Below are 24,187 nucleotides of genomic sequence, written 5' to 3'. Positions count from 1 at the left end.
TCCTAGCGCCCCCCGAGGCTGGGCGCGAGCACGATTTCGATGCGCCGGTTCTGGCTCTTGTGCTCCGGCGTGTCGTTGGGAACGAGCGGCTGGTACTGTCCGTAGCCCGCTGCGGACAGCATGGTCGGGTCCACTCCGGAGTCCTGGAGCGAGCGCACCACCGCCATCGCGCGCGCCAGGCTCAGCTCCCAGTTGGTGGGGAACTGTCCGCCACCGGTGGGCACGTCGTCCGTGTGGCCCTCCACGCGCACGATGCGGCCCTTCACCGTCTTGAGCGCGTCGGCGATCTTCACGAGCGCTTCCTGACCTTCCTTGCCCACACGCGCGGAGCCGGACGCGAAGAGGATCTTGTCCTTGAGCTGCACGGTCATCCGGCCCTTCATCTCCGACAGCTCGATCTTGCCGTCGGAGATCTCCTGCTTGAGGGACTGGGCCAGGTTCTCGTACTCGGCGCTCTTCTTCTCCAGCTCCTCCTTCGCCTGCGCGAGCTTCTTGGCGTTGCGCCCCAGCTCGTCGTTGAGCGCGGCCAACTGCGCGTTCTTGTCCTCCAGGGCGCGGCGCTCGGCCGCGGCGGTGGTGAGGCGGTTCTCGGAGGCGTCCAGGCGCGTCTGCAGCGCGGCCTTCTCCTGCTCCAGCGCGGCCTGCTTCTCCTCCAGCTCCTTCACCTTCGCCTCGGCCGCCGCGCGGGCCGCCTTCTCGTCCGTGAGGTTCTTCGTCAGCCCCTCCGCCTCCAGGGCCTTCTCATTGAACTTCCCCTGCGAGACGCAACCCGTGGAGAGGGCAACGAGGGCAGCCAGAACCAGACGTGTCCGCATAGGTGCGATTCCTCCTGACAAGGATGTTGGTGGGTCCGAGAGTACCGCTCTCGGGCCCGCAGCCTAGGAGAAACGCGCATCCAATTTGAGGCCCAACTTCCCGGCTGGACGAGCGGCCAGCCTACTTGGGGAAGATGGGGTGGGTGTCCAGCCAGGAGCTGAAGAGGGCGTCGGCGAAGGACTTGCCGGGGATGTGGACGCCGCCGGACGCGCCGCCGGAGACGTGGAGGCCGGAGCCGGGCAGGTAGGTGAGGACGAGGTCGTCGCCCTTGCGCACGTCATGGAGGGACGACAGGAGCTTCTCCAGGGACTGGCTGAGGGCGTCCTGGCGCATGGCCGGGTTCTGGCGCAGGCCCTCGCGGAAACTGCCCACGAGCTGGTCCTTGGTGATGGTGCGCAGGAAGCGGAAGTGCAGCCGTTTCAGGCTGTTGGAGGCCACGGCCTCCTTGAAGCAGGTGGGCTCCTCCTCCATGTAGAGGCTCCACACGTACACGTTGAAGAAGAGCTTCTTCTTCAGCTCCATGTGGGTGAGCGCCAGCGTCTTGCCCTCCACCTGGAGGGAATCCGGCATGTTGACCCCGCCCGCCTGTCCCGCGTGGGCCGCAGCGCCCACCAGCAGGAGCATCCCCAGCGCGACCCCTCGCGCCCCCTTTGTCCACGCCGTCCCCGTCATCGCCTTCCCCTTCACCCTCTTCCCAAATCCGGTGATCGCAACGGTGTGCATGCTCTGGAAAACCGCCACCGGCGGCGATCATTGGTTTGTGCACCATTGGACGGCAACCGGAGGCCCAAGGCAAGGCTGTTGGGGGTTCAAGTGACTCCCCGGCCGTCGGGCGGACAGCGCGGATGGCGCGGGACGTCATGAAACCCGGGAGGCGGGCTTAGCCCGGGAGGCGGCCTCCAACCAGGGCAGAATGGCGGGATGGACCTGGCACGTGGGTTTCGGGCGCTTCTGGCGTGGGGCGTCGTGGTGCTGACGGGCTGCGCGGGGGCGAACTACGAGGGGGTGGGCCGCCGCTGCACCTCCTGCAGCGTGGAGCCCATGCCCACGTCCCTGCCTCCGGGGACGTTCGTCGAGTACCGCATCGACACGCCGTATCTGACCGACCTGCGAGCGACCTTCACGGTGCTGCGCGAAACCCAGACCGAGCGTTGGGTCGAGGTGCGGATGCGGCGCGAGGCCCGCCCCGAGGAGTTGCTGAAGGGGCTGTACGACCGGCCGCTGATCTTCGTCATGCAGCTCCAGCCGCTCCCGGAAGGACCCTCCCATCCTCCATTCCATACGCGGTTCGCCACGGATGAAGAGCGTTTCGTGGGCCCGGAGCGTCTCCACAGGTCGGTGACCTCCACGCCCATGAAGCTCCAGGTGAACGGAAAGACGTTCGAATGCGAGGACTCTGCGTACCAGATGGAGCCACCGCGCTCCGGGCGTGGATGCATCCGCGCGAAGGATCCCCGCGTCCTGTTCGCGGGCGGGGTCTTCTTCCTGGAGGAGCACTACAACGATGCGCGGTGGCCCTCTCTGCGCATCCAACTGCTCGATATGGGGCAGCGGAAGGTCGAGGCCTCGGAGGGAGTCGTCGCGGTCCGTTCAGGTCAATCCGCGACCTATGTCCGACCCGACGGATTGAGTGTCACCCATACCTGGACGACAGGTCCCACGCGCGTGCGCCACGTCCAGACGTACCTGACACAGGACATGCCCCTCCCAGGTAACGATTTTGATTGGGATGGCACCCTGCTGGAGATCGTGACAGCGCTTGCGGACAAGAGCGGTTGGCGCTTCCGCCCCCTGCCGGATTCCAATGCTCGAACGGAGCTCCAGGTGAACGGAGAGAGCGTTCGCGTCTTTCAACGCAGGCTCGCAGACCGGAACGGAGGGGATGAGCCTTATGACCTCACCTACTCCCATGTGGAGGATATCTGGCAGATGAAGGACGCCCCCATCTGGATCCGGCTCTGGCCCCTGACGGCGCAAGGCCACATTGGACCGAGACCCGTTCATCACTGGTTGAAGGAATGGAAGTAGCCGCTGTCATCCCTTGTCCGCTTCCAACCAGGTTCGAGGTGGAAGTCGATTTCGATCTGCCCCCCAGCGGCCCCACGTAGGGAGAAGCCGGCGTAGGCTCATGGCCCATGAGCGCTTCCGTCCATTTCCGCACCTGCAATCTCTGTGAAGCCATGTGCGGCGTGCGCATCGAAGTGGCGGACGGGCACATCACGTCCATCAAGGGGGACGCGGAGGATCCATTCAGCCGGGGCCACATCTGTCCCAAGGCCGTGGCGCTGCGCGACCTGCACGAGGATCCGGACCGGCTCCGCCACCCCATGAAGCGCACCGCCTCCGGCTGGGAGCGCGTGTCGTGGGAGGACGCGTTCCGCGACATCAGCCAGCGGCTCCATGCCCTCCAGAAGGAGCACGGTCCGAACGCCGTGGGCGCGTACCTGGGCAACCCCAACGTGCACAACCTGGGCGCGATGATGTTCGGCCCCCAGCTCCTTCGCGCGCTGCGCACGCGCAACCGGTTCTCCGCGACGTCCGTGGACCAGCTTCCCCATCAGCTCGCGGCCCACCTCATGTTCGGCCACCAGTTGCTGGTGCCCATCCCGGACATCGACCGCACGCGGTACATGCTCATGCTGGGCGCGAACCCGCTCGCGTCCAATGGCAGTTTGATGACGACGCCGGACGTGCGCGCCCGGCTGCGTGCCATCCAGGAGCGCGGCGGCAAGGTCGTTGTCATCGACCCTCGCCGCACCGAAACGGCTGTCATCGCGGACCAGCACGTCTTCGTCCGGCCCGGTACGGATGCGCTCGCCCTCTTCTCCCTGCTGCATGTCGTGCTGGAGGGAAATGTGCACCGCATGGGCCGGCTCGCGGCGTTCGTGGACGGGGTGGACACCGTGCTGCCGCTCGTCCGCGACTTTCCTCCGGAGCGCACGGCGCCTCACACGGGCATCTCGCCGGACGTGCTTCGCGGCATCGCCCGGGACTTCCTCGCCGCGGATGGGGCCGTCTGCTACGGGCGCGTCGGTGTGTCCACGCAGCCGTTCGGCTCGCTCTGCCAATGGCTCATCAACGTCCTCAACATCGTCACCGGCAACCTGGACCGCGAAGGCGGCGCCCTCTTCACACTGCCGGCCTTCGACCTCATCGGCGGGCCTCGCGCGTTCGGCGTCAGCCCTGGCAGCCATGGGCGCTGGAAGAGCCGGGTCCGAGGCCTGCCGGAGTCCTCCGGTGAGCTTCCTGTCGCAGCGCTCGCGGAGGAGATCCTCACTCCTGGCGAGGGCCGCATCCGCGCGCTCATCACCCTGGCCGGCAACCCCGTGCTGTCCACGCCCAATGGCACGCAGTTGGACACCGCGCTGGGGCAGCTCGACTTCATGGTGAGCGTGGATCCGTATCTCAACGAGACCACCCGTCACGCTCACTACATCCTGCCGCCCGCGTCCCTGCTGGAGCGGGGACACTACGACCTCGTCTTCCACGTGCTCGCCGTGCGCAACACCGCGAAGTATTCGCCGCCGGTGTTCCCCGCTGGTCCGGACTCGCGTCAGGACTGGGAGATCCTCCTAGAGCTCCAGCACCGGCTGGAGACGTTGCGCAAGGGACGAAGCGTTCGCGCGACGCTCCAGTACTAGGCCCTCAAGCGCATGGGGCCGGAGCGCATCCTCGACCTGGGCCTTCGCATGGGGCCGTATGGCTCGCGCTTCCATCCACTCAAGAAGCACAGCCTGTCGCTCGCGAAGCTGCGCGCCGCGCCGCACGGCATCGACCTGGGCCCGATGAAGCCCAGCCTGCCCGGCAGGCTCCGCAACCGCTCCAAGCGCATCCAACTGGCTCCGGAGCTGCTCGTCGCGGACGTGGCCCGGCTTCGCGCCGCGTTCCCGGACGACGCGGCACCTCGCGAAGGCGAGCTGCTGCTCATCGGCAGGCGGCACCTGCGCGACAACAACTCGTGGATGCACAACGTGCCGGGGCTCGTGAAGGGCCGTCCCCGCTGCACGCTGATGGTCCATCCGGACGATGCCTCACGCATCGGGCTCGCGGATGGCGCCAACGCCACCATCCGCTCGCGAGTGGGGGAGGTCACCGTGCCCGTCGCCGTCACAGCCGATGTGATGCCCGGCGTCGTCAGCCTGCCGCACGGCTACGGACACCAGCGCCCTGGCATCCGCCAGCAGGTCGCCAGCGCGCACGCGGGCGCCAGCATCAACGACCTCACGGATGATCAAGCGCTGGACGTCGTCAGCGGCAACGCCGCCTTCAGCGGGACACCGGTCCAGGTCCGACCAGCCTGAGCCCCTTACCCTCGGGGTGTACACCGCCGGTCCGACACAGACCCAACCGGGTTGAGAGTCCGACAACTGGTTGAACCCGAGGCTCCCGGTCCCGGTCCTCCAAAACCTGTCCGACTGTCCGACAGCTTTCCGCTGCTTGGCAGGGGAGGGCCCCGAACCCGGACCTCCAAAACTTGTCCGACTGTCCGACAGGTTTCCGCTGGTCGGCTGGAGTGGTGGCCCGGCTGCGGTCCTCCGGAACTTGTCCGACTGTCCGACAGGTTTCTGGTGGTCGCCGCCGCCGGGCGGCCCTGCGGGAGTTCTCACCTTCTCATGAAGAATCCAGGTCCGAGGGCCTGGGTCCCGACTGATGGATGCGGTGGACCCAGGCTTGCATCATGGACAGGCAGTTCACGGCAGGGTTGTCATCACTCGTGCCGCTCGCCTGGCGCTCTTTCCGTCAGGGCTCTGGCGAGCGCGGCGATGTGCCGTTCGTCGGTGCCACAACACCCTCCGAGCAGCCGCGTGCCGAACTCCGTATGGACGCGGGCCATCTCCCGCGCGAATGCGTCCGGGGTCTCGCTGTCCAGCTCCGCGCGCCCTTCGAGTTCCTCGGGCGAGAGACGGGAGGTATTGGCCTGCAGGCCCACCACTCGCGCGTTGAGGGCAGACGAGGCGGCCAGTTGGCGCGACAGGCCCTCTCGGAAGACCGTGGGGTGGACGCAATTCACCATGTACGCGGCCGGACGTGCGCCGGGCCGGGCGTCGATGCGCTCCACGGCTTCGGCCAGCGGGGTTCCGTCGAGCAGTGTCCCGGTGGGACGGAGGATGAAGCTCAGCAGGAACGGCGCTCCCGTGCGCGCCATCGCCAGCGCGAGGCCCTCGGCCTCCGTGAAGGCCGGCAGCGCCTGGGCCACGAGGAAGTCCACCCCGGCGCGTGTGAGCGCCTCCACGTGGGGCGCGTGGAAGGCCGCGGACTCCTCGCATGGGAGGGCTTCCTCGGGCCGGTAGGCATCCCCGCGACACCCGACGAGCCCGCCGATGAAGACGCCCTCCCCTCGGCCGCCAATCTCATCGCGCAGGCCCGCGAGCAGCCCCACGGCCTCGCCGAAGACGTCGCGGCCGGCGAACCCCGCTCGCGCGAGCCGTTCCGCGTTCGCGCGCCAGGTGGGCGTGAGGAGGAGCGTGGGCAGGCCGTGGCGCAGGCCGATGTCACGGTAGTCGCGGTAGATGCCGGCGAGCGCCTCGCGTCCCTCTGCATTGAAGAGGAGGCCCGCGTTGGCCACGTGCGGGTCCAGCAGCCCCGCGGGGTGGCGGCGCAAGCGCTCGACCACCGAGCCCTCGGTGAGCACCCGCGGGGCCTCATGCAAGGCTCGAAGAAATGATGCGTGGTTCGCCAGGCCACCCATCAGCGCGTCCCCGTCATCGTCAGCATCCTCCGGACCTCTTCTGCCTTCAGTTGTCCTTGTTGCGCCCCGCCATGACGCCGCCGTCGACATCCCAGATGGCGCCGGTGACCCAGGATGCCTCGTTCGACAACAGATGGGCGATGGTCCGCGCGACCTCCTCTGGAGCGTACGGTGCACCTGCTCCTTCGGGATGAAGCCCTCGTAGATAGGCGCCTTCTCGACCACAGCGGGCGAAACCGCGTTGACGCGGATGCCATGGCCGGCCAACTCCATCGCCAGGTGCTGCGTCAGCGAGTGAGGTCCTCGTGGTGCTGGCCCGCGGCATCATGGCGCATGATGACCTCGCGGCCGGACGGTGGGTGCGCCTGTTCCCGGAGGTCGGGTTCCCCTCCGTGCTCGCCTACTCCGTCGTCTACCGCCCCGAGCGCCAGGGCCTGACGAACAGGACCTAGCGGTACACCGGCGCGGGCAGCACGGGCGGCACCACCGGCGCGGCGGCCGTCACCTTCGCCTTCGCTCGCCACACCAGCGGCGTGAGCGCTCCCACCAGCACGAACACCGCCTGCACCGTGTGCGCGAGCAGCGCGATGGACATCGCCTTCGCGGCCGTCGTGCCCATCGCTCCCGCCGCCAGCGAGAACATCCCGTCCGTCACGCCCACCTGCCCCGGCACCAGCGAGCCCATCGCCAGCGCCACCAGGTAGAGCCCCTGCGTGAACAGCGCCTGCACCACCGTCGCGTCGATGCCCACCGCGTGCGCCAACACCGCGTACTGCATCACCTGCAACACCCGGCTGCCCAGGAACGCCATCATCGGCCGCCACGGACACAGCCCTCCGGCGCACAGCGAGGCCTGGAACGCCTCCGCGTGCTCGCCCCACTTCCCGCACCGCCTGCGCATCCACGCGCCCAGCCGCTTCGCCCGCAGCCCCGCGCGCACGCCCAGCGACGCGAGCAGCAACACGACGCCGTGCACCAGCATCGCCACCGTGAACGCGCTCCACCCCGTCATCAGATAGGCCGCCAGCGCGCACGGAAAGGAGATGAGCCCTCCGGCTCCCAGCGACGCCGACTGCGACGTGGCCGCCGCCGCCGTCGCGGACGCGCCCCCCGTGTACGGCGTCAGCAGCGTGGCCTTCGTCGCCTCCGCCGCCGCGCGACCCGCGGGCGCCATGCTCGACACCGCGGTTCCAATCAACTGCGCGCGTACCAACACCGACAACGGCACCTGCCCCGCGCGCGCGCCATAGGACAGTCGCGTCGCCGTGGCGTCGCACGTCTGCCGTCCCAGTTCGATGAGCACCACCCAGGGGAGCAGCGGCAGCGCCTCCAGGAGCGTGGTCTTCAGCTCGCCCGCGCCTGCCTTGTGCACCAGGGCCCCCAACATCCCCAGGCCGCCCATCGCGAACACCGGCTTGAGGACCGTCAGCAGCCTGCGTCTCCAGGCGCACGGTGAGGCGCAAAGCCCCTCCCCCGCGACGGCCCCCGGCCCGGCCAGGGCCCCTTCGTGGTGCACGTTGCTCACACTCGCCCTCCTCGCCCGTCCCCACCCGCCCCACCGAGGGGTCCACTTCAGAACCTGTGCAGCCCCCACCGTCATGGCGAGGCCCGATCGTCGCCGGCCGGCAGCCTCCTCCCGCTCGCGTCCGGGGGTGGACAGAGCGCCGCTTCCTCGGGGCGACGAATGCAGGCGGAGCGGATCCATCCACCACCGGATGCACACCGCGCGTGGCACCCCAGCGCACGCTCGGCAGCAGGGCGGAAGGCGGTTAGGGTGGCGGCGCCTTCACAGCGCGGGAGCAATGCCATGAAAGCAGTGCGCTTCTCGGCCTTCGGGCCGCCCCCCGACGTCGTCCAGGTGGTGGAGGAATCCCCCGCGCCGCTGAAGCCCGGCGAGGCGCGGCTGGCCGTGCTCGCCACGCCCATCAACCCGTCCGACCTGCTCACCCTCTCCGGCGAATACGGCGTGCTGCCCAAGCTGCCCGCCACGCCCGGCAACGAGGGCGTGGGCCGCGTGGTGGAGGTGTCCGGCACCGACGCCGTGGCCGTGGGGGACCTGGTGTTCCTCCCGCTGGGCGCGGGCACCTGGCGCACCCACCTCACCGCGCCCGCCGCGCAGCTCCTGCCCGTGCCGCCGGGACTGGACCTGCTCCAGGCGAGCATGCTGCTCATCAACCCGCCCACCGCCTATCTGATGCTGCGCCAGTTCGTGACGCTCCAGCCCGGCGAGTGGGTGGCGCAGAACGCCGCCAACTCCGCGGTGGGCCGCTACCTCATCACCCTGGCGCAGGTGATGGGCCTGAAGACCGTCAACGTCGTGCGCCGCCAGGAGCTGGCCGACCAGCTCAAGGCCCAGGGCGCGGACGTGGTGCTGCTGGACACGGACGAGCTGCCCCAGCAGGTGCGCGCGGCCACCGGCGGCGCGAAGGTGCGGCTGGGCATCGACGCGGTGGGCGGCGAGTCCGCGCGCCGCGTGGGCGACTGTCTGTCCACCGGCGGCACGCTGGTGAACTACGGCGCCATGAGCGGCAAGTGCCCCCAACTGTCCGCGGCGGCCACCATCTTCAAGGACGTCACCCTGCGCGGCTTCTGGCTGACGCGCTGGCTGCGCGACGCGCCCCGTGAGGAGCAGAACGCCACGCTCGCCCGGATGGCGGAGCTGATGGCCGTGGGCACGCTCCAGGCGCCCGTGGACGGCACCTATCCGCTGGAGCGCATCCAGGACGCGGTGAAGCGCGCGCTGGAGCCGGGCCGCAACGGGAAGATCCTGCTCACCCCCAACCCCGCGGCGTGAAGCACCCGCCGCTCACGTGAAGGAACGACGACCATGAAGCGAGTCGAAGGCAAGGTGGCCCTGGTGACCGGCGGCGCGGGGGGCCTGGGCGCCGCGTCCGCCCGGATGCTCGCGCGCGAGGGCGCGAAGGTGGTGGTCACCGACCGGCGCGAGGGCGAGGCCCGCGCGGTGGTGGAGGAGCTGGGCGCTTCCGGCCTCTTCCTCCCGCTGGACGTCACGCGCGAGGACCAGTGGGTGAGCGCGCTGGCGCGCACGGTGGAGACGTTCGGGCGGCTGGACGTGCTCGTGAACAACGCGGGCATGGGCATCGTGAAGGACGTGGAGGAGATGTCCCTGGACGAGTGGAGGTTCGTGCACTCGGTCAACCTGGACGGCGTGTTCCTGGGCTGCAAGCACGGCATCCGCGTGATGAGGGAGTGCGGGTCCCAGGGCTCCATCATCAACATCTCCTCCATCGCGGGGCTCGTGGGCGTGCCGCAGTTCCCCGCGTACTGCTCCAGCAAGGCCGCCGTGCGCATGCTGTCCAAGTCCGTGGCGCTGCACTGCGCCTACAAGGGCTATGGCATCCGCTGCAACTCCATCCACCCCGGCTACGTGGAGACCGCCATGGTGGAGGCGCTGGCCCAGGCCGGCGGCCAGGCGGAGAAGACGCGCGCGCGCATGCTCAAGGGCATCCCCGCGGGCCGCTTCGGTGAGCCGGACGACGTGGCCCACGCCGTCGTCTACCTGGCGTCGGACGAGTCCAAGCTGATGACCGGCGCGGAGATGGTCCTCGACGGCGGCGCCACCGCGCAGTAGCGCGGCGAGTCCCCCACGACAGCGCCCGGGGACGTCACTCCCAGGGCGCCGTCAGCAGCTCTCCGAAGCGCATGCCCAGCTCCACGCGGCCCACCAGCGCCTGCCCCCAGGCGGTGGCCTGCGCGGCCCAGGTGGCGGGGGTGAGCCCCAGGGTCTCGAAGAGCTTCATCACGTCTCCGCCCTGCTGCATCGCCTTGATCATCCGCGCGTAGTCCACGAGCGTGGGGAAGGCGGACTCCGGGAAGAGCACCTCGCGGTCCACGTCTTTCAGCGGCACGCGGGGCTGGAGCGTCACCAGCAGGCGCTGCGCCTTCACGCGGGCGAGCGTCTCCTGCTGTTCGCGCTCCGCGGCCTGCCGGGCCTGGAGCTCCTCCGCGGCGCGGCGCTGGAGCTCTCGCTGGCGCTCCTGGTCGCGGCGGCGGGACTCGGCCACCTGACGGTCGATTTCTCGCTGCCGCTCGCGCTCCTGGTCCTCCCGCCTGCGCTCGCGGCGCTCCCGCATCATCCGCAGCGCGCCGTGCGTGTCGTCCAGGAAGTCGCGGTGGATGTTGGACTCCTCCGGCGGGGACGGCGTGGCGCGCACGCGCTGCTCGAAGGCGGGGAGCCACGACTCGAAGCGCTCCAGCTCCGCGTCCAGGACGTCGAGGACGTGGACGTCGCGGGACTCCAGCCCGTTGCGCAGCGCCATGGCGCCCTTCGACACGGAGAGGGCCGCCGTGCGCGGGCGCGTGCCCACCTGCTCCTCCGCCGCGTCCCAGAGGGCGCGCAGCCGCCCGGGCAGCGCCCCCTCCGGGACGCTGTCCAGCAACTGCTCCGTCTGGCGGTAGAGCCCTTCTGGATCCACGCGCCACCAGGTCTGGAAGCGCACGAGCGCGTCCGGCTCCACTTCGCACTGGTGCTCCCACAGGCGGTCGCGCCAGGCCGCGAAGGCGGTGAGCAGGGCCGCGCGCTCGGCGGGGTGGGACTGGAAGCGCCGCCACACGGCCTCGACGAACAGCTCGCTTCCGGTGATGGAGCGCCAGGAGCGCACCACGCGGGACAGCGGCGTCACCAGCAGGTACTGGCCCGGCCCCTCCCAGACGGCCATCAGCAGCCGGCCCGCGTGCCCCGGGTCGGGGTGCGCCTCCGAGCTCCGGCGCTCCGGAGCGAGGCCCAGGTGCCGGGCCCTGGAGGGGAACAGGAGCAACGCCTCCAGCAGGGCCTCTCCGCTGTACGCGTCGCGGGCCCAGTCGTTCAGCCGCCGCTGCTCGTCCACGCCCGAGTGGTGGAGGAAGCGCGCGAACCCGGGGGCACCGAAGCACGCGGTGCGGTCCTTCGTCGTGCCCCGGTCGATGGCGTGCACGGTCTCCTCCAGGAAGGCCCACATCGCCTCGGACTCTTCTTCCTCGGGGGGCTCGGGGTCGTCGCGGGGAGGCGTGGCGGCCCAGCCGAAGAAGTCGAGCGCGGTCTCCGCGGGCAGGTCGCGCAGCACCGAGCGCGCCCAGCGGGACCACCGCCGCTGGTCCTCCAGTCCCCATTCGCGGAAGGGGCGCCGCGTCGCGAAGGAGCGCAGCTCGTCCGCGAGCGCCCCCACCGTGCGCAGCGACACGGTGAGCAGCGCCTCCAGGGCGCCCTCGGGCGGAGGGGTGGGGAGCTCGCGGAGGACCTCCCTGGCGAAGGCCGCGTCCCCGTCCCGCTCCAGGCGCGCGAGCAGCCGGCGCGAACCCCACCGGCTCAACGCGCGCCGCGCGAAGGCGGCGACGTCCGCGTCGGAGGAGTCCAGCGCCTGGGAGACCTCCATCTCGTCGCGCAGGCACAGCGCGCACTCGAAGCGGACCTCCGGGTCGGAGCCATCCAGGCCCCGGTGCAGCGCCTCGGTGACGTTCGCGGGTGCCGGCTCATGCGAGGCCCGCGTCCAGGCGACCGCGGCGCGCGCGGACAGCTCCGGCACATGGAGCACGCCCAGGGCGAGGGTGCGGATCCGCTCGCGCTCCTCGGCGCTCAGGCGCGGAGAGAGGCCGTTGCGCCAGCGCGTCATCGCGAGCATGGCCTCCACCGCCATGCGCCCCTCCCCGTGCAGCACCTGGTTGCTCACGGAGAAGCGTGCGTCCCGCATCCCGGAGCCCTGGTGCACGCAGGCGAGCGCGGCCAGCAGGCGCAGGGTTGGATCCGGGGATTTGTTCGCCAGCCACTCCACCGAGTCCGGCATGGGGCTGAAGGGCGCGAGCATCTCCTCCAGGGCCGAATCCTCGATGGGCAGTATCACCGCCCACGCGTCCTCCAGCTCCCGCGTGAAGCCGCGCTGGATGAGGAGGGACTCGATGCGCCGGGCGTCCTCCGCGAGGCGCCGCACCGCGCCCCACTGCCGTGCGTAGCGCGCCTCCAGCACCACCACCTGGGCGGGCTCCAGCGCGGCGGTGCGGGCCGCCAGGGAGAAGCGGTCCACGCCGGACTTCACCAACGCCCGCGCGGAGCCATAGCGCTCCGGCGGGATGGCGCCACAGAGGCAGTGCGGGCACGCGGCATCAGCGGGGATGAAGCGGATGCATCCGGGGCAGCGAACCTCCGCGCCCTGACGCACGCCGCTGTCGAGCAGGGCGGACATGCCGTGTGTCTACCCCGGTCCGGGGGTGCCGCGCACGGCCCGGGCTTCCCCCAGGGGCCCTGCCCTGTCAGGCCATGGCGGCCGGGCGGTGCTCGCGACGAGACTCGCCGTCACGCATGTTGGCCCGGGTGCGCTCCATGACCCGCCGCGCCCGGGCCGTCCGTATGTCATTGCAGGGAGGCACGCACATGGGCGCATTGGACGGGAAGATCGCGGTCGTCACGGGCGGTGGGACAGGCATTGGCTTCGCCATCGCGGAGCGCTTCGCCAGCGAGGGCGCGGAGGTGGTCATCGCCGGGCGCCGGCGGCAGCGCCTGGAGGACGCGGCGTACTTCCTCGCCACCTGCGAGTACGCCACCGGGCAGGTCATCGACATCGACGGCGGATGGACCGCCGGGGCCTGAGGAGCGATAAAAATGCGCGCCGATGAGCACGTCAGACGAAGCGCGGCGCGCGCTGGAGGCCGTCTACGCACGCGTGGAGGCGCGCGCGGCGGACATCTCCCGTTCCCATGACTGGTGGCCCTGCCGCCGGGGGTGTGACCACTGCTGCCGCCACCTGGCCGCGCCGCTCCCCATGACATATCTGGAGTGGAGCTACCTGGAGGAAGGGCTCCAGCAGCTCTCCCCGGAGGCGCTGGAGGAGATCCGCGAACGCGTCGACGCCATGGCCCGGCAGGAGGCCCGCCCTTACACCTGCCCGATGCTGGACCGGGAGACGGGGGCGTGCCGCGTCTACGCGCACCGGCCGCTGGCGTGCCGCTCGTATGGCTTCGCCGCCGCGCGCGATGGCGGCCTGTTCTGCCACTTCATCCTGGACCTGGTGGGAAGGCACGGCGACGCGGACATCGTCTGGGCCAACCAGGACGCGCTGGAGGACGCGGTGGCGCGGCTGGGTGGAGCGACCCGCCCGCTCCCTGAATGGCTCACGCGGAAGGAGCGCGACACGCGCTGAGCCCCCTTCCTCGAAAACCGGACCCCTCTGTCTGATGACATAGAAACCCGGCCCACCAGCAGCCCCCCGCGCCCGACACGCGGAACGCCGAGGCCTGGGCCCGCGGCAACGAGGTGGTGGAGCGGGCCCTCTCCGCCCGCCAGTGGGGAGATGCCCAGGCGCGCGAGCTGGCGGCGTCCGTGCCCCTGCTCACGCAGCAACAGCAGGTGGACCTGCTGCGCCGGCTCAGCGTGGCCATCAACGAGGGCCAACTGAAGGTGGAGACGCGCGGGCCGCTCTTCTGACGGACTACCGCGCCTCGGCCGCCCGCGCGGCGTCGGGCTGCGTGGGCACCTTCAGCTCGCCGGAGATGATGCGGGCCCGCAGCGCGTCCACCGTGCGCAGCGCGTCCTCCCTGCCCGGGAAGTCCAGCCGCACGGGCGAGAGCCCCACGCCTCCCTCCTTCAAGCCGAGCGAGACATCGCCGCCCTGGAAGCGGCCCTGGCGCTGCTCGCGGATGGCCTCGTAGACCACCAGGTCCACGTGCTTCACGACGGCGGACAGCACCGCCTCCGGCGCCAGGTGTGACGGGTCGGAGTCCACGCCAATCACAGACACGGCCTTGCCGGCTTCGCGCGCCTCCTTCACCGCCTGGATGGCGCCCAGGCCGTCCACGCCGGCCGCCGCGAAGACGACGTCCGCGTTCTTGAGCAGCAGGTCCTGCCCCACCTGCTTGCCCAGGGCGAAGTCCGTGAAGCTGCCGGTGTAGTTCACCAGCACCGTGGCGCCCGGGTTCGTGGCGGCCACGCCGGCCCGGAAGCCGGCCTCGTAGCGCTGCACCAGGGGAATCTTCATCCCGCCCACCATGCCCACCCGGCCCGTCCTGGTGACGAGCCCCGCCAGCGCGCCCGCGAGGAAGCAGCCCTCCTCCTCGCGGAACACCACCGTGCGCACGTTGGGCAGCGTGATGACCCGGCCCTGCGCGTCCAGGAGCGGGCTGTCCACCAGCAGGAAGGGCAGCGAGGGATTGCGCCGGGCCACCGTCTCCACGGCGTTCTCCAGCATGAAGCCCACGCCCATCGCCAGCGACACGCGCTGCTCCGCGAGCAGTTGGAGGTTCGGCTCGTAGTCCTCCGCCACGCGGCTCTGGAGGACCACCGGGGTGATGCCCAGCGGCATCAGCTCGCCCCCGCGCGGCGCCAGGTCCGGGGCCAGCGAGGCCCGCCGCTCGGACGCGGTGGCCTCCTGGTAGCCCGCCTTCTCGTACTTCACGCCTCCGGCCCACAGCTCCAGTCCGCGCAGGGCGGAGTCGTTGAAGGCGTGGTCGCCCCGGCCTCCCAGCCCCAGCACCAGGCCAATGGCGGGCCTGGACGGCGCGGCGGGCGGCTCCTTCTTGCAGCCCGTGACGGCCGCCAGCAGACACAGGACGAGCGAGAGGCTTCGGCGGCGCGGGCTCATGACGCCGCGTAATGTATCATGTGACTCCTGGCGCTCCGGCGGGACGGCGGGGGCGCCCCAGCCAGGGTGGCCGATGCTCTACTACTTCAAGTGCCAGAAGTGCCTGAACACCACCGGCCTCTTCCTGGAGAGCGAGCTGCCGTCGGACACGCCCACGTGCAACCACTGCGCGAAGGACGGGGGCAGCCAGGTCGACCGGCTGGAGACGATGGCCTTCTTCTTCGGCTGCTCCCGGTGCAAGGGCCAGTGGATGTACTCCGCGCCCAGCACCTACTCGCAGCAGAAGGCCATCCGTCCGGACTGCCCGACCTGCAATGACAACCAGTCCATCTTCTTCGTCCCGCTGACCACGGGCCCCGCCAAGGCCCAGAAGCGCAGGAAGGCCGGGTTGCTCAACCCGGTGCGGCACGACGTCACCGGCTCGCTCGACATCCCCCCTGAAGCGACGGTGAAGAACCTCAAGCGGCGGCGGATGGACGACGGCTTCCAGGACCAGGAGCCCACCTTCAGCGTGAAGGCCGTGGACGATGACGGCGCGAAGGCGCGCATCGACACCGAGCGGTCCTACCGGAAGGTGAAGAAGCGCCGGACGGACTACGACACGAAGTTCGGGGCGCTGAAGAACGACCAGAACCCGCTGACCTCCGCCACCCATCCGGGCCGCGTGGTGACGCTCCAGCAGTACGAGGCCCAGTTGCAGCACCGGGAGACGGTCAACGGCACCAGCTATCCCCGCCTGAGCCAGTCCGCGCCCACGGTGGTGAACGCCTCGAAGATCGTCGGCCGGGACGTCGTCTGGGACTACCGCGAGCTGGGCCCCAACTCCTTCATGCGGCGGCTCTGCACGCTGCTCTACACCATCGACTACGGCGGCCCCTCGATGAACCCCATCGAGCTCCAGGCCCTGTGGGCGAACGGTTCGCTCTTCATCTCCTCCAACAACTACTCCTACGGGCTGGAGTTGGAGAACTCCCTGACCACGCACGGGACGCTCAAGCAGGTCATCGGGCAGATCAAGATTGGCAATGGCGCGGGCTCCATCAAGTCCTCCAAGCGCAACCTGAAGCCGAGCCACACCGAGCGCCTGCCGGCCTACAAGACCGCCTTCACCCAGAACACCGAGTCGGCCTACTCGGAGTACTTCCAATATCAATGGAAGTACGTCTTCAAGCAGCTCCGGGCCGCGCTGGACTTCCCGAACCACTCGGTCCTCACCATCACGAAGAACGGCGACGCCTACACGGACTGGACGGCGCCCGCGGTGACGGCGGGCCGCATCTACCTGGTCGTGCCGGAGCAGGGCCGCGGGACCTTCACGAAGAAGGACATCCACGCGGAGCAGTTGTTCTACCCCATCCTCATGAACCTGGACGCGCTGGGGGTGTTGAGCGCGTCGTCCCCGGCCTTCATCGGAGGCGTGAAGACGCCGTGCCGGACCTGCTACGAGGTGCTCCAGGCGGCCTCCGCCACCCTGGGCGACAAGCTCGTGCTCCCCACGGACGCCTTCGGCCACTACTGGGAGGCGTCCGGCACGCACGTCCCGGGCGTCACCTTCCCGGCCACCCACGAGACGATGGTGTACGGCAAGCCGGGGTCGGACAAGATCTTCGACACCGAGATCCCGCCCTCCCCCAAGCACTCCTGACGCTCAGGCGTCATCGCCGTACATGCCGATGGGGATCTTCGCCTTCACGGCCTCGATGACGGCCGCGGGGCACTTCGCCTCGGCCGCCGTCATGAGCGCCTTGGGGGAGGCGTGGAGGGTGATGGCGCCCAGGGAGTACTCGACGAGCGGCACCGCCAGCTTGCAGGTGGTCTTCAGGTAGAAGCGCAGGTCCAGCGCCCCCCGGATGGCCTCCACGGCGTCCTGGAGGGCGAGCTCCGCCGTGCGCGCGTGGTCCGCCTGCTGATACGCGGTGATCTGCTGCTGGCTCAGCAGCTCCGCGTAGACGCCCAGGACGTGCTCGGGGAGGTAGTGCACCTGGGCCTCGCCGTAGGGGATGGAGGCCGCGTTCCGGTAGGGCGCCTTGAGGACGCCGCTCGGGAACGAGTCACCGTCATCCAGGGTGATCATCCGCTCCACGCCGCGCGCCTTCCCGCTGGAGCTGACGTCAGGCCGGGTGCCGTTCACCCGCGCCCGCATCTCCTGGAGCTTCGCGCTGACCAGGTCCCAGGTGCCCAGGGTCTTCCCGTTGGCCTGCGGCGCCGCGGTGCGGGGGAACGCGCCGGGGTACTGGGTTTCGAGGACGTTCTTGGTGGGCAGCCCCAGGTCCGTCTTTCCCCAGCCCGCCAGCTCCGCCTGGTTGCTGATGACCACCCCCGGGCACTTGAAGGAGTCGTACTCCTGGATGGGCAGCCCCCGCAGCACGGTGAACGCCGCGTGCCAGTAGTTCTTGTCCAGCGCGGGCTCCACCGGGTCGATGCCCAGGTGGTAGTATTTGTATCTGGGGTGGAGGGTGTATTTGATTTCATCCTCCACCCGCCGCGTCTTGCGGATGCAGAGCACCTGGTCGAACTCGGTGCGGATCCGCTCGGAGAGGGTGGCGACGCTCGCCTGGCTCTCCGTCCTGGACAGATGGGAGAAGCGCTTCGGGCGGGTGCCTTTGGCGATCTTGGGCATGACCCGAATCTACGGGGTGTTCCAGGCGCGGGGAACGACCTGCTGCGTGGACGTGCACGGGGTGTAGGCTCGGAGGCCATGACCTACCGACGCGCTCCGGTGAAGGCTCCGCGACTCTCCGGCATGGCCCTCAAGGCCATGGTCAACACGCTGGAGCGGGGCGGCGTGGGCCCGGCGCTGGTGGACAAGCTGATGAGGGACAGCGGCATCGAGCAGTGGCGCGAGCTGTCCGCCGGGGATGCTCCGCCCCTCCAGTATCCGCTGCCCCCGGGGGCGCCTCCCGCTGAAACACAGACACCGGTGGAGCAGGCCGCCCGCGCCACCGCCGCGTCGCCCGTGACGCCGAAGCGGGAGACGGTCGCGGCGTTCGCTCGCGCCTACCGGGACGGGAGCACGGATCCGGTGGCCGTGGCGCGCAAGGTCCACGAGGCGATCGAGCGGCTGGACTCGGGCGCGGACCGCCTGGGGCTCTTCATCTCCCGCAAGCCGGAGGAGGTGCTGCGCGCGGCGGAGGCGTCCGCGGAGCGGCTGCGCGCCGGAGCGCCGTTGAGCGTGCTCGACGGCGTGCCCGTCGTCATCAAGGACGAGCTGGACGTGGCCGGCTTCCCCACGACGCTGGGCACCACGTTCCGCACCGAGCCGGCCCGGACGGACTCCACCGTGGCCGCCCGGTTGAAGGCCGCGGGCGCGCTCATCCTGGGCAAGGCCAACATGCAGGAGATTGGCATCAACCCCATCGGGTTGAACCCGCACCACGGCGTCGCGCGCAACCCGTGGAACCGGGGCCACATCACCGGCGGCAGCTCCAGCGGCTCCGGGGCCGTGGTGGCGGCGGGCCTGTGTCCGGTGAGCATTGGCGCGGACGGGGGCGGCTCCATCCGCATCCCCGCCGCGCTGTGCGGCATCGTCGGACTCAAGGCCACCTGGGGCCGCATCCCGGAGACGGGCGTGCCGCCGCTGTGCTGGAACGTGGCGCACGTGGGCCCCCTGGGCCTCACCGTCGACGACGTCGCGGCGGCGTATGCGCTGGTCGCGGGAGCGGACGGACACGACGTCGCCTCCCGGCAGCAGCCCGCGCACCACCTGTCTGGCCTGGAGGACGGCGCGTTGAAGGGCGTCCGGCTGGGCATCTGCACGCCCTACTTTGAAGACGCGGACGTGGACGTGGTGTCCCGCTGCCGCGAGGCCGTGCGCGCCCTCACCGACGCGGGCGCCACGGTGGTGGAGCTGCCCGCGCCGGACCTGAACACGATCCTCTGGACGCACAGTTGCATCATCCTGAGCGAGATGACGGAGGCGATGCTGCCGCGGCTGAAGGCCGGCGCGTCCGTGTTCGGGCTCGACTCGCGCACCAACCTGGCGCTGGGGCGCCACTTCCGGGCCACGGACCTCATCCACGCGCTGCGGCACCGGCACCGGCTGACCCGCGAGCTGCTGGCGCACATGGCGGACGTGGACGTCATCGTCACGCCGACGACGGCGAGCACCGCGCCCGCCATCCCCGAGGAGACGCTCCCGGCCGGCGAGTCGAACCTGCCGGTGGTGGACGCGCTGATGCGCTTCATCCGCCTGGCGAACCTCACCGGCTGCCCTGCCCTCTCCGTGCCCGCGGGCTTCGACCGCGCGGGCCTGCCCGTGGGCGTGCACCTCATGGGGCGCCCCTACGAGGAGCACCTGCTCTTGCGCCTGGGCCGCGTGGTGGAGCGCGCGGCGGAGCACCGCACGCCCGGCATCCACGTCAGCGTTCTGCCCTGACCGGGACAACTCTTCTTCTCATCTCCCGATAACCCTCTCGAACCGCGAGCACGGAAGGTCCGGGACATGTCCATCGACGGAGTGGGAAGAGGCGGAGTCCGGCCGGTGGCGCCGCGCCCCCTGGAGGGACCGTCCGGCCCCGTGGCGAAGAACGCGCTCGCGCGTCCGCTGGCCTCCAAGGACGTCTTCGAGGCGAAGCGCGCCCCGTCCTCCAGCCCGGGCAACGCGAACCTGCCGCCCATCCAGTCCAACACGGGCACGGTGCAGGCCGGCACGGTGCAGTTGGATGAGGCGACGAAGGTGGCGCGCGGCGCGCTGAAGCTCGACCCGAGCGCGGATCCGAAGCGCTACGACGGCATGTACCTGGGCTCGGACGGCTACGCCTATCCGCCGGACAAGTTCTCCGTGTCGGAGGTGCCGCCGTTCAAGCCGGAGAAGCCCATCGCCTCCCCGACGCCGACGACGTACCACGTCAACGGCATCCTCACGCAGCCGCAGGGCGACGGGAACGCCACGGGCGAGGCCCAGAAGCTGGCGAACGAGACGGGCACCAACGTGGTGCCCATCTACAACGCCACGGAGGGGCTGCCCGCGGACGTCGCGCAGACGGGCCTGGACCGGCTGGGTGTCGGTGACAACAAGGCGGCCCAGACGCTGGCGGACGCCATCTACAATGACTTGCAGGCCGGCAAGAAGGTCAACGTCACCGGCTACAGCCAGGGTGGCGCCATCGTGTCGAGCGCGCTGCGCGAGGTGGACCGCCGCATCCAGGACGACATGGGCGGCTTCTGGGGGAACCTTCCCATCCTCGGTGACGGCAACCGCGACAAGCGCGAGGCGATGCTCGGCGACATCAACGTCTCCACCTTCGCGGGCGCGGGCAAGACCTTCCCGGACGGGCCGAACTACACCTTCTACGTGAACAAGCAGGACCCCGTGCCCACGTGGCTGGGCACGCACGCGTTCAACCCGGTGACGGACATCGTCAGCGGCATCGTGTCCGGCCTCTTCCCGGGCATCGGCATCCTCAACGGCGGCCCGTCCATCCAGTACCCGGAAGGAGCGACCGTCCACACCTTCGACTCCGCCGGGAACGGCGAGGTCTTCGCCGTGGATGGCAAGCACGGCATCGACACGTACCTGGACAACATCCAGGACGCGGTCTGAACCGCGCCCCGGCACGCCCCACGCTCACGGAGACGCGGGCGCCTCCTCCACGGTGCGCACGCGGTTGGGGCGGCGCTCGGGGACGGGGGCGACTCCGCCCACCCACTCCCAGTCCATGCCGTTCCAGGACTGCTCGCACCAGCGCAGGTCCGTGGCCAGCTCGCGCGCCTTGGGCCCGTGGGCGATGAGCGCCCAGCCCAGCCGGGACTGCTTGCACTCGCCGCTCTTGAACTTCAGCAGGCGGCGCTGGCCCCGGGCCTCGGCGCGCTCCGCCTCCCAGAGCGCCTGGTTCCGCAGACCGTCGCCCTGCGCGTCCACGCCGTTCCACTCACACCACGCCTGGACGTCCTTCAGTCGGACCAGCTTCGATCCCCGGGAGAGTTCCGTCACGGCCGCGACGAGAAGGTCGGGGGTGATGACACGCATGCGTTGGGGCCTCCGGTACAGAGCGGCGAAGGACTCCAACGTACAGCGTGGGAAATGACGGAGGGCCTCAGCTCCTCCATGCGTTTGTCATGGTTCTGTCATGGACCCGGACCATGACGCAGGCAGGCATGCGTCAGGGCTTCGGCGCGGGCTTGCTCGCCGGGGCGGGCGGTGTGGCTGCCTTTGCCTTGGAGTACGTGGCGATGCGGTTCGTCACCTCGCCCATCAGGTCGTTGGGGATGGGGACGGAGAGGTTGTACTGGGCGATCTTCCAGCCGGCCGCGTCCTTCACCAGCACGCCGCTGCCGCGCGCGGGGCCCAGGTTGGGCGTGTCCAGCGCCTCGTCGAACCAGGCGACCTGGCCGTCCTTCGAGAAGAAGACATTGCGGGACACGGACTTGAAGGACCAGGCCTTGCCCTTGGAGAAGAAGGGCTTCGACCACGCGCGGAACTGGTCCACCGTCCAGCGCTCCTCGCCGTCCGTGCCCATGAAGACCGCGTCCGGCGTGAAGAAGGCGAAGTAGCGCGCCTCGTTGGCCACCGCCGCCGCGCGGTGCCAATCGTCCAGCACCGTGGCCACCGCGACCTTGGGGTCGGCCGGAGCCTGGGCCGCGGCCGGCGCGGCGACGGGGTTGGCGCCGAGCGCCAGCAACAACCAGGAGACGGATGCCATCGGGTTCACCTCGACGTCAGGGGGGTTCGCGGTATGAAGCGGCAGGCGTGCCCCCAGGTCAAGGCATGCGACACAAGGCGGTGGTGGCGTGGTGCTCGAAAGTTTCCAGGTGGGCACGGGTGACGTGCCCACGGTGATGCTGCACGGCTTCCTCGGGACGGGGCGCAACCTGCGCTCGCTGGCCGTCGCGTGGACGCAGGCCGACCCGCGCCGCCGCATCCTGCTGCCCGACCTCACCGGCCACGGCACCTCCCCCGCGCTGCCTCCGGAGGCGGACCTGACCACGCTCGCGCGCGACGTGGTGGACACGCTGGAGGCGCGGGGCTTCACCGGCGCCGTGGACTGGGTGGGCCACTCGCTGGGCGGCCGCGTGTCCCTGGCCGCGAGCCTGGAGTCCTCCGAGCGCGTGCGCAGCGTGGCGATGCTCGACATCGCGCCCGGCCCCGTGCCGCTGAACCTGTCGGACAGCGGCTATGTCCTGGACATCCTGCTCAAGGCCCCGCCGCGCGCGGACAGCCGCAAGGCCCTGCGGGAGAACCTCACCGGCAACGGCCTGTCGGAGGCGCTGTCGGACTGGCTGCTCATGAACCTCACGCCCGACGGTGACGGCGTGCGCTGGCGCTTCGACCGCGACGCGCTCCTGCGGCTGCACCGCCGCGTCAACGGCGAGGACCTCTGGCCCGCGGTGGAGCGCCCCGTGCACCCGCCCCTGCGCTGCATCCGCGGCGGGCGCAGCCGGTACGTGCCCGAGGAGAGCGCCCGGCGCCTGGAGGACGCGGGCTGCCCCGTGGCCCTGCTGCCGGACGCCGGCCACTTCGTGCATGTGGACAGTCCCCAGGCCGTGCTCGCGTGGCTGATGGCGCCCTGATGGATGCGAACACCGTCCTGCTCGTCTTCATCGCGGTGGGGCTGGACGGCCTGGCCGGGCTCGCGGGCGGAGTGCTGTCCGAGCCGTGGCTGCAGCGCAGGCTGCCCGCGCTGGTGGCCTTCGCCGCCGGCACGCTGCTGAGCGCGGTGTTCCTGGAGGTGCTGCCGGAGGCGGTGAAGGCCCAGGGCGACGCCGCCTTCGCGTGGGCCTTCGCCAGCTTCGTCGCGCTGGCGCTCCTGGAGTGGGGCCTGGGCCATCACCACCACGACGCGGAGGCCGCCGCCGGACACGCGCACGGCGCGCATGGGCACCCGGGCTCGCCCACGCTCCCCAGCGCGCTGCTCGCGTCGGATGCGCTGCACAACGTGGGTGACGGCGCGGCGGTCGCGGCGGCCTTCCTCGTGTCGCCGGAGGCGGGCTTCGCCACCGCGTTCGCCGTCATCGTCCACGAGCTGCCGCAGGAGGTGGGCGACTACGCGCTCCTGCGCGCCGCGGGCTGGACTCGCGCGCGGTCGCTGGCCGCGCTGGCCGCGGTGCAGCTCACCGCCGCGGTGGGCGCGGCGGGCGTGCTGCTGGGCACCCGGTACCTGCCCTCGCTCCAGGGCACGGTGCTGGCCATCGCCGGAGGCTCGTTCCTCTACATCGGCGCGGTGGACCTGCTGCCGGAGCTGCGCCGGGGCCCGGACGCGCGCCAGCGCGTGGTGGGCTTCCTGTGCGGGCTGCTGCTCATTGGCGGGCTGCACTTCGCGGAGCGGTTCGCGGGAGGCCATGGCTGAAGGGCCGCCCCCCTGAGAGGATGGGGGCATGCAAGCAAAGACCGTGATTGTCACCGGTGCCTCCGCGGGCATCGGCGAGGCGCTGGCGGTGGCCCTGGCCGGCCGGGGCGCGAACGTGGCGCTGGCGGCGCGGGATGCCCAGGCGCTGGAGCGCGTGAAGGCGAAGTGCGAGGCCGCGGGCGGCAAGGCGCTGGTGGTGCCCACCGACGTGGGCGACCCGGAGGCGTGCCGCCTGCTGGTGGAGCGCACGGTGGAGGCGTTCGGCGGCGTGGACGTGCTCGTCAACAACGCGGGCATCACCATGCACTCGCGCTTCGAGGACGTGAAGGACCTGGGCCTCTACGAGCGCCTCATGCGCATCAACTACCTGGGCGCGGTGCACTGCACCTTCCACGCGCTGCCGCACGTGAAGGCGCGCAAGGGATTGCTCGTCGCCGTGTCGTCGCTCACGGGCAAGACGGGCGTGCCCATGCGCACCGGCTACGCCGGCAGCAAGCACGCCATGCAGGGCTTCTTCGATTCGCTGCGCATCGAGCTGTTGGGCACCGGCACGGACGTGCTCGTGGTGTCGCCGGGCTTCGTGGCCACGGACATCCGCGCGCACGCGCTGGGTCCGGAGGGCCGGCCGCTGGGCCAGAGCCCTCGCGACGAGGCGGGCCCCACCATGGACGTGGACACCTGCGTGGCCCTCATCCTGCGCGCCATGGAGCGCCGCGACCGGGAGCTGGTGATGACGCTCACCGGCCGCGTGGGCCAGGTGCTCAAGCTGGTGGCGCCCGCGCTGGTGGACCGGCTGGCCGCGCGCGCCATCCGTGGCAAGAAGGCCTGAG

The 24,187-nt window shown here is 70.7% G+C and carries 23 protein-coding genes and 2 pseudogenes; 15 read left to right on the top strand and 10 right to left on the bottom strand.

Annotated elements, in window-relative coordinates; translation table 11 throughout:
- Positions 1-2 precede the first annotated feature (2 nt).
- Complete coding sequence (locus K8612_RS29595; protein ID WP_223744649.1) at positions 3-815, bottom strand: OmpA family protein; 813 nt, start codon at positions 813-815, stop codon at positions 3-5.
- 121 nt (positions 816-936) lie between these two features.
- Complete coding sequence (locus tag K8612_RS29590) at positions 937-1,440, bottom strand: chalcone isomerase family protein (protein WP_306799744.1); 504 nt, start codon at positions 1,438-1,440, stop codon at positions 937-939.
- A gap of 417 nt (positions 1,441-1,857) precedes the next feature.
- On the opposite strand from K8612_RS29590, the gene K8612_RS29585 reads away from it, so the two are divergent.
- From K8612_RS29585 to K8612_RS39390, 3 genes are all read left to right on the top strand, one after another.
- Positions 1,858-2,844 carry a hypothetical protein gene (locus K8612_RS29585; RefSeq protein ID WP_223764722.1) on the top strand — a complete coding sequence of 329 codons (987 nt, stop codon included), beginning with the start codon at positions 1,858-1,860 and terminating at the stop codon, positions 2,842-2,844.
- A 107-nt stretch (positions 2,845-2,951) separates the two neighbouring features.
- Positions 2,952-4,457, top strand: a complete 1,506-nt coding sequence (locus tag K8612_RS29580) for a molybdopterin-dependent oxidoreductase (protein WP_306799743.1) — start codon at positions 2,952-2,954, stop codon at positions 4,455-4,457.
- A gap of 12 nt (positions 4,458-4,469) precedes the next feature.
- Positions 4,470-5,117, top strand: coding sequence for a molybdopterin oxidoreductase family protein (locus K8612_RS39390; RefSeq protein WP_306799742.1), 648 nt, complete (start codon positions 4,470-4,472; stop codon positions 5,115-5,117).
- A gap of 407 nt (positions 5,118-5,524) precedes the next feature.
- Here K8612_RS39390 and K8612_RS29575 read toward each other — a convergent pair whose 3' ends face one another.
- Positions 5,525-6,448, bottom strand: a complete 924-nt coding sequence (locus tag K8612_RS29575; RefSeq protein ID WP_223764721.1) for a homocysteine S-methyltransferase family protein — start codon at positions 6,446-6,448, stop codon at positions 5,525-5,527.
- A 103-nt stretch (positions 6,449-6,551) separates the two neighbouring features.
- Positions 6,552-6,817: pseudogene (locus K8612_RS29570) on the bottom strand (SDR family oxidoreductase); the annotation flags it as partial.
- Between K8612_RS29570 and K8612_RS29565 the strand changes: the two are divergent.
- Positions 6,811-6,957, top strand: a complete 147-nt coding sequence (locus K8612_RS29565; protein WP_223764762.1) for a hypothetical protein — start codon at positions 6,811-6,813, stop codon at positions 6,955-6,957. The pseudogene K8612_RS29570 and the gene K8612_RS29565 overlap by 7 nt on opposite strands.
- Here K8612_RS29565 and K8612_RS29560 read toward each other — a convergent pair.
- Complete coding sequence (locus K8612_RS29560) at positions 6,954-8,030, bottom strand: lysylphosphatidylglycerol synthase domain-containing protein (RefSeq protein ID WP_223739290.1); 1,077 nt, start codon at positions 8,028-8,030, stop codon at positions 6,954-6,956. The genes K8612_RS29565 and K8612_RS29560 overlap by 4 nt on opposite strands.
- A 282-nt stretch (positions 8,031-8,312) precedes the next feature.
- Here K8612_RS29560 and K8612_RS29555 point away from each other — a divergent pair, with 282 nt between their 5' ends.
- Together K8612_RS29555 and K8612_RS29550 are read left to right on the top strand one after the other, a co-directional pair.
- Positions 8,313-9,299 (top strand): zinc-dependent alcohol dehydrogenase family protein, encoded by a 987-nt coding sequence (locus K8612_RS29555; RefSeq protein WP_223764720.1) that lies wholly within the window; start codon positions 8,313-8,315, stop codon positions 9,297-9,299.
- A 33-nt stretch (positions 9,300-9,332) separates the two neighbouring features.
- Complete coding sequence (locus tag K8612_RS29550) at positions 9,333-10,097, top strand: glucose 1-dehydrogenase (RefSeq protein ID WP_223739292.1); 765 nt, start codon at positions 9,333-9,335, stop codon at positions 10,095-10,097.
- Positions 10,098-10,131: 34 nt separating this feature from the next.
- Here the strand turns inward: K8612_RS29550 and K8612_RS29545 are convergent, their stop codons facing one another.
- Positions 10,132-12,681 (bottom strand): hypothetical protein, encoded by a 2,550-nt coding sequence (locus K8612_RS29545; RefSeq protein WP_223739293.1) that lies wholly within the window; start codon positions 12,679-12,681, stop codon positions 10,132-10,134.
- A 188-nt stretch (positions 12,682-12,869) separates the two neighbouring features.
- On the opposite strand from K8612_RS29545, the pseudogene K8612_RS29540 reads away from it, so the two are divergent.
- The 3 genes and pseudogenes from K8612_RS29540 to K8612_RS29530 all read left to right on the top strand — a co-directional run.
- A pseudogene (locus tag K8612_RS29540) lies at positions 12,870-13,010 on the top strand (SDR family NAD(P)-dependent oxidoreductase); the annotation flags it as partial.
- Positions 13,011-13,107: 97 nt separating this feature from the next.
- Positions 13,108-13,635 (top strand): YkgJ family cysteine cluster protein, encoded by a 528-nt coding sequence (locus K8612_RS29535; RefSeq protein ID WP_223764719.1) that lies wholly within the window; start codon positions 13,108-13,110, stop codon positions 13,633-13,635.
- A gap of 116 nt (positions 13,636-13,751) precedes the next feature.
- Positions 13,752-13,919, top strand: a complete 168-nt coding sequence (locus tag K8612_RS29530; RefSeq protein WP_223764718.1) for a hypothetical protein — start codon at positions 13,752-13,754, stop codon at positions 13,917-13,919.
- A gap of 4 nt (positions 13,920-13,923) precedes the next feature.
- Here the strand turns inward: K8612_RS29530 and K8612_RS29525 are convergent, their stop codons facing one another.
- Positions 13,924-15,072, bottom strand: a complete 1,149-nt coding sequence (locus tag K8612_RS29525) for a BMP family protein (RefSeq protein ID WP_223764717.1) — start codon at positions 15,070-15,072, stop codon at positions 13,924-13,926.
- A gap of 73 nt (positions 15,073-15,145) precedes the next feature.
- On the opposite strand from K8612_RS29525, the gene K8612_RS29520 reads away from it, so the two are divergent.
- Positions 15,146-16,717, top strand: coding sequence for a hypothetical protein (locus K8612_RS29520; RefSeq protein WP_223764716.1), 1,572 nt, complete (start codon positions 15,146-15,148; stop codon positions 16,715-16,717).
- A 3-nt stretch (positions 16,718-16,720) separates the two neighbouring features.
- Here the strand turns inward: K8612_RS29520 and K8612_RS29515 are convergent, their stop codons facing one another.
- On the bottom strand, positions 16,721-17,692 hold the full coding sequence (locus K8612_RS29515; protein WP_223764715.1) for a hypothetical protein: 972 nt from the start codon (positions 17,690-17,692) through the stop codon (positions 16,721-16,723).
- 78 nt (positions 17,693-17,770) lie between these two features.
- Here K8612_RS29515 and K8612_RS29510 point away from each other — a divergent pair, with 78 nt between their 5' ends.
- A complete protein-coding gene (locus tag K8612_RS29510) occupies positions 17,771-19,447 on the top strand; it encodes an amidase (protein WP_223764714.1) in 1,677 nt (558 codons plus the stop codon).
- A 66-nt stretch (positions 19,448-19,513) separates the two neighbouring features.
- Positions 19,514-20,614, top strand: coding sequence for a PE-PPE domain-containing protein (locus tag K8612_RS29505; RefSeq protein WP_223764713.1), 1,101 nt, complete (start codon positions 19,514-19,516; stop codon positions 20,612-20,614).
- 24 nt (positions 20,615-20,638) lie between these two features.
- On the opposite strand, the gene K8612_RS29500 is transcribed toward K8612_RS29505, so the two are convergent.
- Positions 20,639-21,040, bottom strand: a complete 402-nt coding sequence (locus tag K8612_RS29500) for a hypothetical protein (RefSeq protein WP_223739301.1) — start codon at positions 21,038-21,040, stop codon at positions 20,639-20,641.
- Positions 21,041-21,173: 133 nt separating this feature from the next.
- On the bottom strand, positions 21,174-21,713 hold the full coding sequence (locus tag K8612_RS29495) for a nuclear transport factor 2 family protein (protein WP_223739302.1): 540 nt from the start codon (positions 21,711-21,713) through the stop codon (positions 21,174-21,176).
- Between the two features lie 88 nt (positions 21,714-21,801).
- Here K8612_RS29495 and K8612_RS29490 point away from each other — a divergent pair, with 88 nt between their 5' ends.
- Genes K8612_RS29490 through K8612_RS29480 form a run of 3 tightly spaced genes read left to right on the top strand, consistent with a single transcriptional unit; the run spans position 21,802 to position 24,186 of the window.
- Complete coding sequence (locus tag K8612_RS29490) at positions 21,802-22,581, top strand: alpha/beta fold hydrolase (protein ID WP_223764712.1); 780 nt, start codon at positions 21,802-21,804, stop codon at positions 22,579-22,581.
- Positions 22,563-23,357, top strand: coding sequence for a ZIP family metal transporter (locus K8612_RS29485; RefSeq protein ID WP_223764711.1), 795 nt, complete (start codon positions 22,563-22,565; stop codon positions 23,355-23,357). The genes K8612_RS29490 and K8612_RS29485 overlap by 19 nt, the downstream gene beginning before the upstream one ends.
- 28 nt (positions 23,358-23,385) lie before the next feature.
- The gene (locus K8612_RS29480; RefSeq protein WP_223764710.1) at positions 23,386-24,186 is read left to right on the top strand and encodes an SDR family oxidoreductase; all 801 of its coding nucleotides are present in this window, start codon (positions 23,386-23,388) and stop codon (positions 24,184-24,186) included.
- The last annotated feature ends 1 nt before the right edge of the window (position 24,187 follow it).

The organism is Corallococcus sp. AS-1-6 (genome assembly GCF_020037015.1).
GTDB lineage: Bacteria > Myxococcota > Myxococcia > Myxococcales > Myxococcaceae > Corallococcus.
Note: the sequence above shows the minus strand (reverse complement) of the source record. Positions and strands in the feature narration are given on the sequence as shown.

Bases quoted from the DNA above. Each gene is read 5' to 3' on its own strand.
- K8612_RS29535 (WP_223764719.1), top strand. From the start codon at position 13,108: ATGAGCACGTCAGACGAAGCGCGGCGCGCGCTGGAGGCCGTCTACGCA.
- K8612_RS29495 (WP_223739302.1), bottom strand. From the start codon at position 21,713: ATGGCATCCGTCTCCTGGTTGTTGCTGGCGCTCGGCGCCAACCCCGTC.
- K8612_RS29515 (WP_223764715.1), bottom strand. From the start codon at position 17,692: ATGCCCAAGATCGCCAAAGGCACCCGCCCGAAGCGCTTCTCCCATCTG.
- K8612_RS29590 (WP_306799744.1), bottom strand. From the start codon at position 1,440: ATGCTCCTGCTGGTGGGCGCTGCGGCCCACGCGGGACAGGCGGGCGGG.
- K8612_RS29555 (WP_223764720.1), top strand. From the start codon at position 8,313: ATGAAAGCAGTGCGCTTCTCGGCCTTCGGGCCGCCCCCCGACGTCGTC.
- K8612_RS39390 (WP_306799742.1), top strand. From the start codon at position 4,470: ATGGGGCCGGAGCGCATCCTCGACCTGGGCCTTCGCATGGGGCCGTAT.
- K8612_RS29595 (WP_223744649.1), bottom strand. From the start codon at position 815: ATGCGGACACGTCTGGTTCTGGCTGCCCTCGTTGCCCTCTCCACGGGT.
- K8612_RS29580 (WP_306799743.1), top strand. From the start codon at position 2,952: ATGAGCGCTTCCGTCCATTTCCGCACCTGCAATCTCTGTGAAGCCATG.
- K8612_RS29585 (WP_223764722.1), top strand. From the start codon at position 1,858: ATGCCCACGTCCCTGCCTCCGGGGACGTTCGTCGAGTACCGCATCGAC.
- K8612_RS29545 (WP_223739293.1), bottom strand. From the start codon at position 12,681: ATGTCCGCCCTGCTCGACAGCGGCGTGCGTCAGGGCGCGGAGGTTCGC.
- K8612_RS29525 (WP_223764717.1), bottom strand. From the start codon at position 15,072: ATGAGCCCGCGCCGCCGAAGCCTCTCGCTCGTCCTGTGTCTGCTGGCG.
- K8612_RS29505 (WP_223764713.1), top strand. From the start codon at position 19,514: ATGTCCATCGACGGAGTGGGAAGAGGCGGAGTCCGGCCGGTGGCGCCG.
- K8612_RS29480 (WP_223764710.1), top strand. From the start codon at position 23,386: ATGCAAGCAAAGACCGTGATTGTCACCGGTGCCTCCGCGGGCATCGGC.
- K8612_RS29550 (WP_223739292.1), top strand. From the start codon at position 9,333: ATGAAGCGAGTCGAAGGCAAGGTGGCCCTGGTGACCGGCGGCGCGGGG.
- K8612_RS29520 (WP_223764716.1), top strand. From the start codon at position 15,146: ATGCTCTACTACTTCAAGTGCCAGAAGTGCCTGAACACCACCGGCCTC.
- K8612_RS29500 (WP_223739301.1), bottom strand. From the start codon at position 21,040: ATGCGTGTCATCACCCCCGACCTTCTCGTCGCGGCCGTGACGGAACTC.
- K8612_RS29510 (WP_223764714.1), top strand. From the start codon at position 17,771: ATGACCTACCGACGCGCTCCGGTGAAGGCTCCGCGACTCTCCGGCATG.